The 16,105-nt window shown below is 69.2% G+C and carries 9 protein-coding genes; 2 read left to right on the top strand and 7 right to left on the bottom strand.

Annotated elements, in window-relative coordinates; all coding sequences use genetic code 11:
* Nucleotides 1-112 precede the first annotated feature (112 nt).
* From B4920_RS20710 to B4920_RS20680, 7 genes are all read right to left on the bottom strand, one after another.
* Nucleotides 113-1,954: an ABC transporter ATP-binding protein gene (locus B4920_RS20710; RefSeq protein ID WP_079436584.1), complete on the bottom strand. Its 1,842-nt coding sequence runs from the start codon at nucleotides 1,952-1,954 to the stop codon at nucleotides 113-115.
* Complete coding sequence (locus B4920_RS20705) at nucleotides 1,951-3,726, bottom strand: ABC transporter ATP-binding protein (RefSeq protein ID WP_079436583.1); 1,776 nt, start codon at nucleotides 3,724-3,726, stop codon at nucleotides 1,951-1,953. The genes B4920_RS20710 and B4920_RS20705 overlap by 4 nt, the downstream gene beginning before the upstream one ends.
* 143 nt (nucleotides 3,727-3,869) lie before the next feature.
* On the bottom strand, nucleotides 3,870-4,346 hold the full coding sequence (locus B4920_RS20700) for a cytochrome c (protein ID WP_079436582.1): 477 nt from the start codon (nucleotides 4,344-4,346) through the stop codon (nucleotides 3,870-3,872).
* A 118-nt stretch (nucleotides 4,347-4,464) separates the two neighbouring features.
* Nucleotides 4,465-5,355: a dienelactone hydrolase family protein gene (locus B4920_RS20695; protein ID WP_079436581.1), complete on the bottom strand. Its 891-nt coding sequence runs from the start codon at nucleotides 5,353-5,355 to the stop codon at nucleotides 4,465-4,467.
* 31 nt (nucleotides 5,356-5,386) lie between these two features.
* On the bottom strand, nucleotides 5,387-6,361 hold the full coding sequence (locus tag B4920_RS20690; protein ID WP_079436580.1) for an SMP-30/gluconolactonase/LRE family protein: 975 nt from the start codon (nucleotides 6,359-6,361) through the stop codon (nucleotides 5,387-5,389).
* A gap of 292 nt (nucleotides 6,362-6,653) precedes the next feature.
* Nucleotides 6,654-8,843 carry a multiheme c-type cytochrome gene (locus B4920_RS20685; protein WP_079436579.1) on the bottom strand — a complete coding sequence of 730 codons (2,190 nt, stop codon included), beginning with the start codon at nucleotides 8,841-8,843 and terminating at the stop codon, nucleotides 6,654-6,656.
* 59 nt (nucleotides 8,844-8,902) lie between these two features.
* Nucleotides 8,903-11,245, bottom strand: a complete 2,343-nt coding sequence (locus tag B4920_RS20680; RefSeq protein ID WP_079436578.1) for an arylsulfatase — start codon at nucleotides 11,243-11,245, stop codon at nucleotides 8,903-8,905.
* A gap of 400 nt (nucleotides 11,246-11,645) precedes the next feature.
* Between B4920_RS20680 and B4920_RS20675 the strand changes: the two genes are divergently transcribed.
* Together B4920_RS20675 and B4920_RS20670 are read left to right on the top strand one after the other, a co-directional pair.
* On the top strand, nucleotides 11,646-14,819 hold the full coding sequence (locus tag B4920_RS20675) for an efflux RND transporter permease subunit (protein WP_079436577.1): 3,174 nt from the start codon (nucleotides 11,646-11,648) through the stop codon (nucleotides 14,817-14,819).
* Nucleotides 14,820-14,837: 18 nt separating this feature from the next.
* Entirely contained in the window at nucleotides 14,838-16,100 is a 1,263-nt protein-coding gene (locus B4920_RS20670; RefSeq protein WP_079436576.1) for an efflux RND transporter periplasmic adaptor subunit, read from the top strand.
* The last annotated feature ends 5 nt before the right edge of the window (nucleotides 16,101-16,105 follow it).

Below are 16,105 nucleotides of genomic sequence, written 5' to 3'. Positions count from 1 at the left end.
GGGCCGGAGGGCGTGGATTTGCGGTGGAAGGTACCGCGTTATCGACGCCCGGCCCAGCCGTTTTCAGGCCGGGCAGGCCAAATTCTTAACACCCCGGCGACGATCTCCGCGGCTAGCCGGCCTGCTGCTGGGCCTCGTGCAAGCGGCGGTACAGTCCGCCGCGGGCGAGCAGCGCTTCGTGCGGGCCAAGCTCGACCAGACGGCCGCGGTCGACGACCGCGATACGGTCCGCATGGCGGATGGTCTGCAGGCGATGGGCGATCACGATGCAGGTCCGCCCGGCCATGATCCGCTCCAGCCCGGCCTGGATCGCCGCCTCGGTGGCCGGATCGATGCTGGCGGTCGCCTCGTCGAGGATCAGGATCTCCGGATCGAGGGCGACGACCCGCGCAAAGGCCAGCAACTGCCGCTGCCCTTGGGACAGGTTGCCGCCGCGGTCTTCGAGCAGCGTGTCGAAGCCCTCGGGCAATGCCTCGATGAAATCCAGCGCCTGGACAGCCGCCGCGGCCCGGCGCGCGTCGTCCCGGCTGACCGCCGGGTTGCCGAGGCCGATGTTGTCCAGCACAGAGCCGGGAAAGAGGTGGAAGTCCTGCAGGATCACGCCGACGCGGCGGCGCAGCTCGGCCGGGTCAATCTGCATGATGTCCACGCCGTCGATGAACAGCCGGCCCGGCTCGACGTCGTAGAAACGGCAGATCAGCCGCGTCAGGGTAGTCTTGCCGGAGCCGGTCGGGCCGACGATGGCGACGGTTTCCCCGGCCGCGATGTCCAGGCTGAAGGCGTGGATCACCGGCTCGCCGCTCTCGTAGCGGAAATCCAGTGCGCGGAATTCGATGCGCCCGTGCAGGTCCGGCGGCAACGGCACCGGCGCGGCCGGGACGGCCAGGCTCTCCTGCCAGTCGAGCAAGCGGAAGATGCGCTCGCTGGCCGCCGCCGCACGGAAGATGGCGCTGGCCTGGAAGCCCACCAGTACCACCGGCCGGAACAGCATGTCGGTGAATTGCAGGAACAGCACCACCGAGCCCAGGGTGGCCGTGCCGGCTGCCACATGGGCGCCGCCCAGCCACAGGATCAGCCCGACGGCCAGATAGGACAGGTTTTCGACCACCGGGTAATAGGCCGTCTCGATGCGGATGGCGCGGCTTTCCAGTTGCCGGTTGGCGTCGTTCAGACCACCGAAGCGGCGTGCGTTGTAGGCCTCCCGGCGGGCCAGCTGAATGGCCTCGATACCCGACAGGTTCTCATGGATGTCCTCGTTGAGGCGCGACGCGGTGTCGCGCATGCGGCGATAGACCGGGCCCGACAGGTGGCGGAACAGCGCGGTGGCGAGCACGATCACCAGCAGCACCGGCGACAGCGCCGCAGTCAGCGTACCGTCGAGGGACAGCATCACGCAGATGGCCACCGTCAGCGGCACCACCTCGCCAGCCACCTCGGCCATGCCGATCAGCATTTCCGCCAGGCTTTCCACGTCGGTGGTGATGCGGGTCAACACCTGGCCGACGCGGACCCGGTCGTAAAAAGCAGCCGGCAGTCGCTCCACGTGGGCGAAGAGGTCGCTGCGCAGATCGGCAAGGGCCGACAGCACGGCACCGGCAAACAGGGTCTCGAAGGCGTAGGTGCACACCGCCCGCAGCCCCACCCACAGCAGGTATAGCCCGGCGGCGGCGGCCAGCGGCATCACCTCCAGGCCTGCCGCCAGAGCCTGGACGAGCCTGCGCTGGCCCAGGTCAGGCACCCCGTCGTGGTGAGCGTGCAGCAGGATGTCGTCCACCACCACGCGGCTGAACACTACCGGAATCAGCACCGCCGTCAGTGCGGCGACCACCGCCAGCAACAGCGCCACCGCGACGCGCCAGCGATACGGGGCCAGCCAGTGCGCCAGCCGCCACAGCTGGCTGCCGGCATCTGGCGTGGGGGCGAAGGGCCCGAGCTTCGGCGGTTGCGGGCTCATGGCTCGACCCGCTCCGCGTAATGGCCGGCACCGGCCAGCAAGGCTTCATGGCGCCCCGAGTCGACAATGCGGCCACCCTCCATGACATGAATGCAGTCGGCCTCGCGCACGGTGGCCAGGCGGTGGGAGGCCAGCACGATGGTCGGCCGCGGCCGGCGCGCCCGCAGTTCGGCCAGGATGGCTGCCGCCGTCTCCGTATCCAGGGCCGAAAAGCAGTCGTCGAGGAGCAGCACCGGCGCATCGAAAATCAGGTTGCGGGCCAGCACGGTGCGCTGCTTCTGGCCGCCCGACAGGGTGATGCCACGCTCGCCGACCCGCGTCGCGAAACCATCCGGAAAGGCCGCGATGGTGCTCTCCAGACGGGCCACTCGGGCCACTGCCGCCACCGGTTCCGGCGGCCGGCCCGGATCATCGAAAGAGATGTTCTCGCCGATGGAGGTGGCGAACAGAAAGCTGTCCTGGGTCACGAAGGCCACCTGGCGGCGCAGGTAGTCCAGCGGCAGGCTCTCCAGGCCGCGGCCGTCCAGCGCAATGCGCCCGGCGGTGGGCGCCAGGCGGCGGGCCAGCAGCCCGAGCAGGGTGGACTTGCCGCAGCCGATCGGCCCGATCAGCGCATGCATCTCCCCCGGCCGGATGTGCAGCCCGATGCCGTCGAGCACCGTGACCGGCCCGGCAGCGCCGCGGGCCGGGTAAGCAAAGCTCAGCGCCTCGACCCGCAGTTCGCCGCAAGCGGACGCGGGCGTCGCGGGAGCCGGCCCGGCGGCCCGTTCGTCGATCTCCGGCTGCTCGTCCAGGATGCAGAACACCCGCCGCGCCGCGGTGCTGGCATTGAGCAGCACATAGACCGGATGGCCGCAGTTGCGCAGCACGCCGAGGATCATGCCGAGGTAGAGGATGAAGGCCGCCAGCGTGCCGACGCTCATCGTGCCGGCCAGCACCTGCCGACCGCCCACGGCGACCACCACCAGGCTCATCAGCCCGCACAGCAGTCCCATCAGCGCCGCCAGCAGGGCCTGCCAGCGGGACAGACGGCGCACGACGCCGGCGTAGTCGGTGGCGACGCGCCGGAAATGGCGGATTTCCCGCGCCTCCTGGGCATGGGCGTGGATGCTGCGGATGCCGCCGAGATTCTGCTGGACCGTTTCGGTCAGCGCGCCATAGGCGGTCTGGCTGGTTGCCGACGCGGTGCGCAGGCGGCCAGCCAGGCGCCAGCCGCTCCACCCCATCGCCACCAGCAGCGGCAGCAGCCACAGGGTCAGTTCGGGCGACTGGGCGGCCATGAAGGCCGGGGCAATCAGCACCACGCTCGCCAGGCTGATCAACTGGTGCACCGCGAAGCGGAAGAAGCGCTGGATCGCTGCGATGTCGCTGGTCGCCCGCGCCATCAGGTCGCCGATGCCGTGGCGGGCGTAGAAGCCCCGCCCGAGGGTCTGCAGGTGTTCGTAGAAGGCCTGGCGCAGGGCCGTGGTCAGGCCGATGGACACCAACGCGTTGCGGCGGCGGCCGATATTGAGGGCCAGGAAGCGCAGCAGGGCCAGCCCGAGCACCGCCAGCACGGCCTCGGCCAGCCCGTCGCCCTGCGCGGCGATGCGGTCCACGGCACGCTGCACGCCGAGGGGAATCAGGATCTCGATGCCATGCACCGCGATCAGCGCCGCCAGCGCGCCCAGCCAGGGTCCGCGCCAGGGCCGGAAATAGGGGCCGATGCGGCGGAAGAAGGCGACCACGTCCCCTGCCCGCTCGGCAGGTCGGTCAGCGATGCCGGCAGTCATGGCAGTCGGGGCTCAGCGGTAGGCGCCGTGCCAGCGCACGGCAGAATGAAAAACGGGGCGGCCGAAGCCACCCCGCCACGGATTGTCCGGGCCACTACCGCCGGTCGGGCGAAAGGGCGGGCCCGGACAGATCCGGAGTCCGCTCAGTCCTTCTTGCGGAAGTCGTCGTGGCAGCCCTTGCAGGTCTGGCCGAGCTTGCCGAAGGCGACCTTGACCGCGCCGGCATCGCCGGTGGCGGCAACCTTGGCCAGCTCGTTGGCTTCGGTGGTGAACTTCTTGGCGGCTTCGCCAGCCTTGGCGTGGTCGGTGAACAGCTCCGGCTTGACGGTGGTTTCACGCCAGCCCTTGCCGGTTTCGGTGCCGGCCGGGTACAGCGCGCCGAGGCCGGAGTTGGCGATCGCGGCGATGGCGTTGGCGGCGCGGATCACTTCGTCCTTGTTGTAGGTGCCGTCGATGCTGGCCTTGATGCGGCCGTTGTTCCAGGCCAGCACTTGATACACCGACTGGCGCCACTTGATGACTTGCTCGGGCTTCGGCGCCTGTTGGGCGAAGGCCAGGGTGGACGCCGCGGTGGTGGTCACGATCAGGGCGGCAAGCAAGGGTTTGACGAACTTCTTCATTGTTTCTCCGTACTATCTAGGTGCTGAGTGATTGAACCGCAGGGGCGAACTCATTCGCCCACCGTCGGTAGGAACGGGCTCCGCGGGCGAATGAATTCGCCCCCACGGGAACACAAAATCAGGCCTTCAGGTTCTGCTTGAAGAAGGCCACGGTGCGCTGCCAGGCCAGCTTGGACGCGTTGGCGTCGAAGCGCGGCGTGGTGTTGTTGTTGAAGCCGTGCTGGGTGCCCGGATAGATGTAGGCCTCGTACTTCACGCCGGCCGCCTTCAGGGCCGTTTCGTACTTGGGCCAGCCGGCGTTGATGCGCTCGTCGTTCTCGGCGTAGTGGATCAGCAGCGGCGACTTGATCTTGGCGGCCTCCTCGGGTGCCGGCTGGTTGCCGTAGAAGGGCACCGCGGCGGCCAGGTCGGGGATGCGGGTGGCGAGGAAGTTGGAGATGCCGCCGCCGTAGCAGAAACCGGTCACGCCGACCTTGCCGTTGCCCTGGGGCAGCTTCTTGAGGATCGCCGCGGCGGCCACGAAGTCCTCGCGGGTCTTGTTCTGGTCGAGCTTGGTGAACAGGTCGCGGGCCTTGTCCTCGTCGCCCGGATAGCCGCCGAGGGGGAACAGGGCGTCCGGCGCAAAGGCGATGAAGCCGTCGAGGGCCAGGCGGCGGGTGACGTCCTCGATGTGCGGGTTGAGGCCACGGTTCTCGTGCACCACCAGCACCGTCGGCAGCTTGCCGCTGGCATTGGCCGGCTGCACCAGGTAACCACGCAGCGTGCCGTAGCCGGCCGGGGACGGGTATTCCACGTACTGGGCCTTGATGCGCGGATCGTTGCCCTGCACTTCCTGGGCCTCGGCGAACTTCGGGCTGAGCGCTTCCAGCAGGCCTTCGGCAGTCACCCCGGCCACCGCGAACTTGGCGGCGTTCTTCAGGAACTCCCGGCGCGGGATGATGCCATGCACGTACTTGTCGAACAGCTTGAGCACTTCGGGCTCGAAATCGGCAGCGGTCTTGCGGGTCATGGAAACCTCCAACAATCGGAAAAAAGCGGACTTACTTGGCGCGCCCGGTATAGCCGGCGGTCAGCACCGGGATGCGGTACACCGCACCGCGGCCGACCACGTACAGCTGCTGCTTGCCGGGCCCGGCAAAGGCCAGGTTCTGCGGCGCCTTCGGCAGCGCGATGATGCCGAGGGGCTCGCCCTTGTTGCTGAACACCTGCACGCCGGCGCTGCTGGCCACGTAGAGGCGCCCGTCCTTGTCCACCGCCAGACCGTCGGCGCCGCTGGACGGACCGTTGTCGGTCTGGCGGAAGCCTTCCAGTTTGGCGAACTGGCGCTTCGGGCCGAGCTTGCCGTTGGCGCCGATGTCGTAGGCGAACACGTACTCGCCGGCGGTGTTGGCCACGTACAGCACCTTCTCGTCGGGACTCAGCTGGATGCCATTGGGACGCTCGATGTCCTTGGCGAGGCGCTCGATGACGAACTCGGGGCTGATGCGGTAAACCGCCGGCGGCGAGATCTTGGACAGGTCCGGCTTGGGATTGGCATTGGCATTGGCGCCGGAGTCGGTGAAATACACGTTGCCGGCCTTGTCCACCACCAGGTCGTTGGGGCGGCCGAAGGACAGGCCGCCGTCCACCTTCTCGGCCAGCGTGCGGGCGTTGCCGGCCGGCAGGATCACGCCGACCTTCGGCTGCAGCGTCTGCACCGCCACCAGGTCACCGTTGGCGGCAAAGGCCAGCGCATTGACGCCGTTGGTGTTGTCGAGGAAGACCGAGGTAGAGCCATCCGGCGCGATGCGGATCACGCGGGCGTTCTGGTTTTCGGTGAACAGCACGCTGCCGTCCGGCGCGGCGATCGGGCCTTCTGTGCCCTTGAAGCCGTCCTTGATGAGTTCGATCTTGGTGCCGGCGGCAACCACGCCGGAGATGGCCGGGGTCACGGCTTCCTGGGCATGGGCGCCGGACAGGCTCAGCAACACACCGCCAAGAGCGGCCAGGGCGCGGAGGGAGGCTTTGATTTTCATGACGGTCGATATTCGGGGGTGACTGACATTGAGGTGAGCGGCCTCGGCCGCGGGGGCAGGCCCTTTCCCTGCACGGCCCGTGCCAATCCCCTGCAAAGTCATCGCGCCTCACCGCCACGCGCTTGATTTATAGGAAAAAATCCGGGCGTTCGGGGAGCCGCGCGGACAGCGTCGCAATGCCGGCACGCTGGCCGGGCTGTTGCGCTGCACACAGATCACGCCATCGTCTGCTGCCGCTCTGCTGATTTTTCAACCTCGGCGGGCTGCCACGCAGCAGCCCCGTCAAGGCACCTCAAGGCACCGCGCCCCCCCGTTCGAGACGCTGCAATTCGGCCTGATGCGCCGCCGCGGCCTCCGGCCGGCCGAGGCGGCGTTCGATCTGCACCTGGGTGCGCAGCAAGGCCGCGTCCTCCGGCAGGCGCGTCCGCGCCGCCGCCAGCGTGGCCAGCGCCGCGTCGCCCTGCCCGCTCTCGAGCTGCGCGACGGCCAGCACCAGTGCGTAGCGGCCGTTGTCCGGCGCCAGCGCAGCCGCCCGCGCCAACTCTGGTAGCGCGGCATCGCGACGGCCCTGGCGGATCAGCGCCAGGCCGAGGGCATGGGCCGGCTCGGCGGCCGCCGGGGCGAGTCTGACGGCCTGCCTTAGCTGGGCCTCGCCGTCCGCCTCGCGGCCGGTGGCGCGGTACAGGTCGGCCAGGTTCACCAGCGCCGGCACGAAAGCGGCATCCAGACGCAAGGCGGTGCGCAGGGCCTGCTCAGCCGCCTCGGACTGGCCTCGGGCGGCGTGAATGCGGGCCAGATTGACGTGGCTCTCAGGGCGATCCGCGGCCAGTTCTTCGCTGGCGATCAACTCCGCCAGCACGGCGCTCAGGCGCGCCCGGCGGGCCGGAGGCAGGCGCTCGACCGGCACACCGGCCAGAGTGCGGGCAGCCTCGGTGCGCACCGCCCGCAGCGGGTCGTCGAGCAGGCCATCGCCGATGCGCCAGGCCTCGGGCAGCGCCAGGCCAGCCAGGGCCCGCGCGGCACCGAGGCGCAGCAGACCTTCACCGGAGCGGGCCGCGCGGGCCACCGCGTCCGCCGCCGCAGGGCTGACCGCCAGGCGCAACAGCGCGCCGGCCTGCTGAATCGCCGGATAATCGACGGACAGAAGTTCGGCCAGCGGCACGCCGGCGCGGCGCCCCGCCAGCACGGCGACCGGCGGCGTGGCGGCGACTTCCGGCCGGCCGGTCCAGCGTTCGATGGCGGCGGCGGCCCAGGCCGGGTTCTTGTCCTTGTGGCAGGCGGTGCAGGCGTCCGGCGTGCCCAGGCGGGCGCTCTGCGCCGGGCGCGGTACCGCCAGGCGATGGTCGCGGCGCACATGCACGCCCATGTAGATCTTGGTCGGCATGTGGCAGCTGACGCACTGGGCGCCGGCCGAGCCCTCGCCGTGGCGGTGGTGCTCGGGCCGGTCGTAGCGGGACGGCAGGTGGCATTGCCCGCACAGGGCGTTGCCGTCGGCGCGCAGCTTGAGGCTGTGGCTGTCGTGGCAATGGCTGCAGGTGACGCCGGCCCGGTGCATGCGGCTCTGCACGAAGGAACCGTACTCGAAGACCTCGTCGTCGATCTGCCCGTCCGGATGGTAGAGGCCGGGCTCGATCAGCACCGGCCGGTAGTCGTCGAGGAAGGCCGCGCCGGGCTGGGGTTCCGCCGTGAGTTGCTGGCGCCGGGAGTGGCAGCCGAAGCAGGCTTCGCCGGCCCGCTGGCCGGCTTTCACGTCACCGTCGCTGCGGGCGATCGGATGGCTGCCGTCGTAGCGGAAGCCCAGCCGGCGCAGCTGGCGCGTCGCCACCGTCAGGCCCGCGTCGGCCACTGCAGCCGGCTTGCCGCCCCGCGCCCAGACCAGGTGTGTCGAAGCAGGTCCGTGGCAGGCCTCGCAACCGACCGCCATTTCGGCCCAGCGCGTGCGGTAACTGTCGGACTCGAGGTCGTAGTTCTTGGCGAGCTCCGTCGAGTGGCAGGACGCGCACATGAAGTTCCAGTTCTGCTCGCGGCCGCTCCAATGCACGGACTCGCCGGGCTTGGGCGGCGCATCCGGGTAGAGGTGATACCAGCGCTGGCCGCCCTCCTCCCGGCGCCGTGCGTCCCATGCCACGCCGAGGGCCTGCAGGCGTCCGCCGGGCAGCGCGACGAGGTATTGCTGCAGCGGATGCACGCCGAAGGTGTGGGTGACCTGGAAGTCCGCCTCGCGCCCATCCGGCCCGGCGGTGCGCACGTAGAAGGCCTCGCCCCTGCGGAAGAAGCGCGTGGTCTGGCCATGGTGGCTGACGCGCACATCGCGGAAATCGCCGAGCACCGTGGCCGGGCTGGCGAGCTGCATCGATTGGGCGTGATGGGACGCCTGCCAGCGCCGGGCCTCGTCGGCATGGCAATCGGCACAGGCGCCGCTACCCACGTAGCGGGCCGGCTCGCCGGCCGGCGCCAGAGCCGGAGCGGCGAGCAGGAACATCAGGAAGACGATGCGCCACCACCCGCCGCAAGACGGGTGGGAGCGGCTGACGACAGCTTTCAGCGCAACTCAACCTCGACTTTGCCGAGGATGCCGGTGAAGGAGAACGGCACCTTATAGTCCGAACTCACCGGCGAGCCAAGGTCGGCACCGATGTCGAGGGACTCGTAGGGGCCGTAGACGATCTTGGCGATGCGTCCTTCGCCGACCTGCTCGCCATTCACGAACAAGCGCCCGACACCGGGCACCGCCACCGGCGGCTGGCCCTGCACGACGGGCGCGGATGAAGCGGCGCCGTCCGGCGTGAAGCTGAAGGCGACCTGCAGCTTGCCCTTCGGCAGCGGGCGCGACGACACGATGTGGCCGCTGCGATGGCCGTGGGCGTTGGCCTCATAGACCAGCCGCCCGTCCTTCACGAACAGGCTGAAGCCGCCCCAGCGGCCACCGTCGGCGATCAGCACGCCGTCGCCCCCGCGGGCCGGCAGTTCAATATCCGCAGTGATGCGGTGGGCACGCCGTGTCACGTCCGGCCCGACCCGCGACGGGATGCGGGTGACGCCGGCCCGGTAGGTGAACAGCGTGCGCCCGGCGGCCGGGCTGGGACGGCCGACGCCGACCTCCGGCGTCAGCGGATAGACGTCATTGCGCCAGGCTTCCTTGTCGAAGGTGGCAACCAGCTCGGCCAGCTTGTCCGGGTTGGCAGCAGCCACATCGTGGGCCTGGCTGTAGTCGGCATTCAGGTTGTAGAGCTGCCACTGGCGCTGGCCGAAGGGGGCCTGGTTGAGCACCGCGTTACCGCGCGGCGTCACATTGCGGCTACCGGCCCACCAGCCGTCCTTGTAGATACCGCGGCTGCCGCCCATCTCGAAATACTGCAGCGTGCGCGGCGATTCGGCCCTGGCGTTGTCGAAGCTGTACACCAGGCTGCGCCCTTCCAGCGGCACCTGCTGGATGCCCTCGACCTTGTCCGGGAAGGTGATGCCGGCCAGCTCGTAGATCGTCGGCGCGATGTCGGTGACGTGGCTGAACTGGCTGCGCACAACGCCCTTGTCGCGCAGGCCCTTGGGCCACGACACCACCAGCGGGTTGCGGGTGCCGCCCAAGTAGGACGGGATGCCCTTGCCGTACTGGAAAGGCGTGTTGTCGGCCCAGCCCCAGGCGGAACCATAGAGGTTGTCGAAGCGCGCGGAGCCCAGCGCGTCGATGTCCTTCAGGCGCTCGGCCAGGCTTGCCGCCTGTCCGTCGGGCCCGGTGGCATCGCGGCCGAGCAACGGCGAGCTGACCTCGGCGCCGTTGTCGCCGACGATGTAGAACACCACGGTGTTGTCGGACTTGCCCTGGGCGCGGATCTCGGCCAGCAGGCGGCCAACCTGGAAGTCGGTGTAGGCCAGGTAAGCGGCGGAGATTTCGGCCTCCCGCGCCAGCAGGCGGCGCTGCTCGGCGGGCAGCGAATCCCAGGCTGGCAGCTCAGGCGGGCGCGGCGTCAGCTCAGCATTGGCGGGGATCACGCCAAGCTTCTTCTGGCGCGCGAAGGTCTCCTCGCGCAGCTTGTCCCAGCCCTGATCGAACTTGCCCTTGTACTTGGCGATCCAGTCCTGCGGCACGTGGTGCGGCCAGTGCGTGCCACCAGGCGCGAACCACACGAAGAACGGCTTGTCCGGGTACACCGCGTCATGGGTACGCAGCCAGCGGGTGGCTTCGTCGGCCAGATCGGCGGTCAGGTGGTAGCCCTGCTCTGGCGTGGCCTTGGGTTCCACCGGCGTGGTGTTGCGGTACAGGCGCGGTTCCCACTGGTTGTCGGCGCCGCCCATGAAGCCGTAGAAAAACTCGAAGCCGAGGCTGGTCGGCCAGTGCTCGAAGGGGCCGGCCGGCGTGATCTCCCACTGCGGCGTGTTGTGCCACTTGCCGAAGGCCGAGGTGCTGTAGCCGTTCTGGCGCAGTACCTCAGCCACCGACACGGTGTCCTTGGCCCACACCGAGTTGTAGCCGGGGAAGCCGGACGAACTGTCGGCCACGGTGCCGAAGCCGACTTCGTGGTGGTTGCGCCCGGTGAGGAGCGCCGCGCGGGTCGGCGAGCACAGGCTGGTGACGTGGAACTGGTTGTAGCTGAGGCCGTTGCGGGCCAGGTCCTGCAGCGCCGGCGTGTCGGCCACGCCGCCGAACGTAGACGCAGCACTGAAGCCGACGTCGTCGAGCAGCACGACCACCACGTTGGGCGCCCCCTTCGGCACCTGCACCTGCTTCGGCCAGGCCGGTACCGACTTGTCGCGGGCGGGGTCGATCTTGCCGGCGAAGGGCTCCGGCGGACGGGGCAGGACTTGCTGGGCGCCGGCACCGCCCGCGGCCAAGCCGAGAGCCAGCGCCGCTGAACGGCCCAGCCAGACATAGATGCGTTTCTTCATTGTTGTTCCTGTGCGGTCTTCTTCTGTAGATGCTTCCCGGCCGGGCTTCCCTGTAGGACTCCTCAAGGACCGATCGACCGGAAATGAACCGCATCGCCTCGCACGGCGCGTGCCAGGACACCCGCACAGCTGCCCTGCACCCAGAAATCCCGGGGCCGCTCTGCCGCGCGGTGCCTGCACCGCTTCACGCCGGACATTGGCCAACTGCTGAAAATCCAACTTTTCAGCTGGTCAACTGCTGATTCCCACGCAAGCCTCGAACCCCAGATCGGGCAATCCCCCGCGCGGATACAGGGTTTTTCCTCATGGCCCGGAATTTGCCCGACACAGAGGTTTGTTCCAGCCCGGCCCCCGCTCGCCTCCGCAGCACAGCCTCGCGACGCGGCCCCGGAAATTCCCGATGTGGATCGTCAATATCGCCCTGCGGCGCCCCTATACCTTCCTGGTCATGGCGCTGCTCATCCTGCTGTCCATGCCCTATGTGCTGAAGAAGATGTCCGTGGACATCTTCCCGGACATCGACATCCCGGTCGTGGCCATGCTGTACAGCTACAACGGCCTGCCTGCGCCTGAGATCTACAGCCGCATCAGTCGCAACGCCGAGCGGGCGATGACCCAGTCGGTGGACAACATCGAGCACACCGAGTCCCTGTCGGTGGCCGGCGCCTCCATCATCAAGGTCTTCTTCCAGCCCGGCACCGACATCGGCACCGCGCTGGCCCAGGTCCAGTCGGCCGCCAATTCGGCCTACCGCTCGATGCCGGTCGGCATCGCGCCGCCGCAGGTGGTGCAGTATTCGGCCACCGATCTGCCGCTGCTGCAGATCGGCGTGTCCAGCGCCACGGTGCCGGAAACCGAGGTCGGCGAGCTGACCAACGACGTGGTGCGCAACAACCTGCGCACCAAGAAGGGCGTCGAGCTGACCGCCCCCTTCGGTGCCCGCAACCGCCAGATCTCGGTGGACATCGACACCGCCGCACTGCTGGCCCGCGGCATCACGCCGGCCGATGTCAGCGAGGCGATCGGCAACCAGACCCTCACGCTGCCTACCGGCACCATCAAGATCGGCGAGCGGGAATACGACGTGGCGCTGAACGGCTCGGTGGCCACCATCGCCAAGATCGGCGACATCCCGATCAAGACCCTCGCCGGCAAGACCATCCACGTGCGCGACGTGGCCAGCGTGCGCGACGGCGCCGGCCCCCTGCAGACCATCGTGCGCCAGAACGGTGAGCGCGGCATCCTGACCTCGGTATTCAAGGTCGGCGGCGTATCCACGCTGGAGGTGGTGGACCAGGTGCGGGCGGAGATCCCGCGCATCCTCGACAAGCTGCCCGAGGACATGAACCTCACGCTGATGTTCGACCAGTCCCTGTTCGTGCGGGCGGCCATCGGCAACGTGCTGCACGAGGCGCTGATCGCCGCCTCGCTGACCGCCGCGATGATCCTGCTGTTCCTCGGCAACTGGCGCAGCACCTGCATCATCGCGGTGTCCATCCCGCTGTCGATCTGCTGTTCGCTGATCGTCCTCTACCTGCTCGGCGAGAGCCTCAACCTGATGACCCTCGGCGGCCTGGCGCTGGCGGTGGGTATCCTGGTGGACGACGCCACCGTCGAGATCGAGAACATCGAGCGCCAGATGGGCCTCGGCAAGAATCCCCACCAGGCCATCCTCGACGGGGCCCAGGAAATCGCCGTGCCGGCTTTCGTGTCCACGCTGTGCATCTGCATCGTCTTCGTGCCGATGTTCTTCCTCACCGGCGTGGCCCGCTCACTGTTCGTGCCGCTGGCCGAGGCGGTGGTCTTCGCGATGCTGGCTTCCTACGTGCTGTCGCGGACCCTGGTGCCGACGCTGGTGATGTACATGATGGCCTCCCAGCACGGCGTGCACCGCCCGGCACCGGCCACCGGCTTCGCCGCCGTCTGCCATCGCATCCACGTGGGCTTCGAGAGCGGTTTCAGCCGCCTGCGCGAACACTACACGGTGCTGCTGGCCACCCTGCTGCGCCAGCGCCGCCGCTTCGGCAGCGCTTTCGCCGGCTTCTGCCTGCTGTCCCTGGGCCTCGTGCCGCTACTCGGGCAGGACCTCTTCCCGGCGGTGGATGCCGGCCAGCTGCGCCTGCACGTGCGGGCCCCGTCGGGCACCCGCCTGGAGGAGATGCCCCATCTCGCCGACCGTATCGAGGCCACCATCCGCGAGACCATTCCGGCCAGCGACTTGGGCGACATCCTCGACATCGTCGGCGGCCCCTACTCCACGCGCAACACCCTGTTCGGCAACTCCGGCACCACCGAGACCGCCGATACCGAGATCATGGTGTCCCTCAAGCCGGGCCACGCCCCCAGCAGCGACTACGTGGCCCGTCTGCGTACGCTGCTGCCCGAACGCTTCCCCGGCGTGGAGTTCTTCTTCCAGCCCGCCGATCAGGTCAGCCAGACCCTCAACTTCGGCACCCCAGCTCCGATCGACATCCAGTTCATCGGCGGCAAGCCGGCTGACGTGATCCCGCTGACGGTGGAACTGAACAACCGCCTGCGGGCCATCCCCGGCATCGTCGATGCGCACGTCTACCAGCGCTGGAGCAAGCCCGCGCTGGCCCTCGACATGGACCGGGTGCGCCTGCAGCAGCTCGGCCTGGCCGCCAAGGACGTGGCCCAGAACGTGATGGTGTCCCTGTCCGGCAGCATGCAGGCGGCCCCCGCCTACTGGCTCAACCCCGCCAACAACAACCTGTACACCATCGGCGTGCGCACGCCGGAAACCGCCCTCGACAGCCTCGACAGCCTGCTGCGCACGCCGGTCGGCGCCGGCGAGGACGGTGCCCAGTTGCTCGGCAACGTGGTCGGCCTGTCCCGCCAGGCCCTGGCACCGATGATCACCAGCTTCAACACCAACCCGATCTTCAATATCTACGCCAACGTGGAAGGCCGCGACCTGGGCAGCGTCAGCCGCGACATCGCCACCGTGCTGGCCGACATCCGCACCAGGCTGCCGCGCGGCGTGGACCTCATCATGCGCGGCCAGGTGGAAACCCTCCACGACGCCTTCACAGGCCTGGCCATAGGCCTGGCAGTGGCCATCGTGCTGGTCTATCTGCTGCTGGTGGTGAACTTCCAGTCGTGGATCGATCCGCTGATCATCGTCAGCGCACTGCCGGCGGCGCTGGCCGGCATCGTCTGGCTGCTGTTCCTGTCCGGCACCACCCTCAGCGTGCCGGCCCTGACCGGCACCATCATGACGATGGGGGTCGCCACCGCCAACTCGATCCTGCTGGTGTCCTTCGCCCGCACACGCCTGGCCGAAGGCGTACCGCCCCTCGGCGCAGCACTGGAAGCCGCGTCCACTCGCCTGCGCCCGGTGCTGATGACAGCCTTCGCGATGATCGTCGGCATGCTGCCGATGGCCCTGGGCTTCGGCGAAGGCGCCGAGCAGAACGCGCCGCTGGGCCGCGCGGTGATCGGCGGCCTGGCCTTCGCTACCGCCTCCACGCTGCTCTTCGTTCCCCTCGTCTTCGCCGCCGTCCATCTGCGGCTGGAGCGCCGCGGGCCGCGCCACCACCTGGCCCCCGCCTGACCGAACCGGACTCACCCCATGTCAGACATCACCCCGCCCCCACCCCTGGCCAGCCACACCGGCGGCAAGACCCTGCGCTACGCGCGCCTTGCCGGCTTCGGCCTGATCGGACTGCTGCTCGCCGGCGGCGCCCTGCGCTACGTCTTCGCGCAGCAGGAAGCCCGGGCTCTCGAACAGCGCACCGCCGACAGCCTGATCCGCCCGGTGTCCACCATCGTCGCCCGTCCCGGCGACAGCAAGCGCAGCGTCGCCCTGCCAGCCACCCTGCAGGGCCGCAGCGAGATCAGCGTGATCGCCCGCAGCGGCGGCTACCTGACAGCCTGGCACAAGACCATCGGCGAGCGCGTGAAGAAAGGCGACCTGCTGGCCACCATCGAGGCCCCCGAGCAGGACCAGGAACTGGAACAGGCCCGCGCCGCCCGCGAGCAGGTCAAGGCCCGCGTTGACCTGACCCGCGACACCCTGAAGCGCTGGGAACACCTGGCCAGCCTCGACAGCGTCGCCCGCCAGGACCTGGACGAAAAGCGCAGCGCCGCCGCCCAGGCCCGCGCCGACCTGGCTGCAGTGGAAGCCAATGTGCGCCGGCTCGAACAGCTCCGGCAGTTCCGCCGCATCGTCGCCCCCTTCGACGGCGTGGTAACCCGCCGCAGCGTGGAAATCGGCGACCTGATCGCCGCCAACGGCAAGGAACTCTTCGCCCTCGCCCAGACCGACCCGCTGCGCCTGACCCTGTGGATTCCGCAGGTGTACGCCAGCGAGATCGCCCCCGGCCAGGAAGTGACGCTGCGCATCCCCGAAACCCCAGGCAGGAAATTCACCGCCAAGGTTGCCCACGCCGCTGGCGCCCTCGACCCGGTAACCCGCACCCGTCAGGTCGAGCTGGAGCTCCCCAACCCCGACGGCAAGCTGCTGCCCGGCACCTACGGCGAAGTGACATTCAGCCTGTCAAGCAGCATCAAGGCACTGCTGGTGCCCACCAACGTGCTGGTCACCGGTCAGGACGGCACCCGCGTGGTGACTGTCGGCAAGGACAACACCGTCAGCTTCCGCAACGTCACCCTCGGCCGCGACCTCGGCAAGGAGATCGAGATCGTCGACGGCATCGAGGCCGGCGCGGTCCTGGTCAGCAGCCCGTCCGACCTGCTCGCCGACGGCGAAACCGTGCGCCCCAAGGCCCTGCCGGAGAAGGCCCGCAAGGGTGGCCCCGGCGACAAGCCGGCCACGCCGAAGACCGCCGCCACCGATACCCCCCCAGCAACCCGGCCCGCCTCCAAGGGCTGACCTAC

The organism is Zoogloea sp. LCSB751 (assembly GCF_002028455.1).
GTDB lineage: Bacteria > Pseudomonadota > Gammaproteobacteria > Burkholderiales > Rhodocyclaceae > Zoogloea.
The sequence above is the reverse complement of the archived record's forward strand: the minus strand, read 5'-3'. Positions and strand labels throughout refer to the sequence as shown.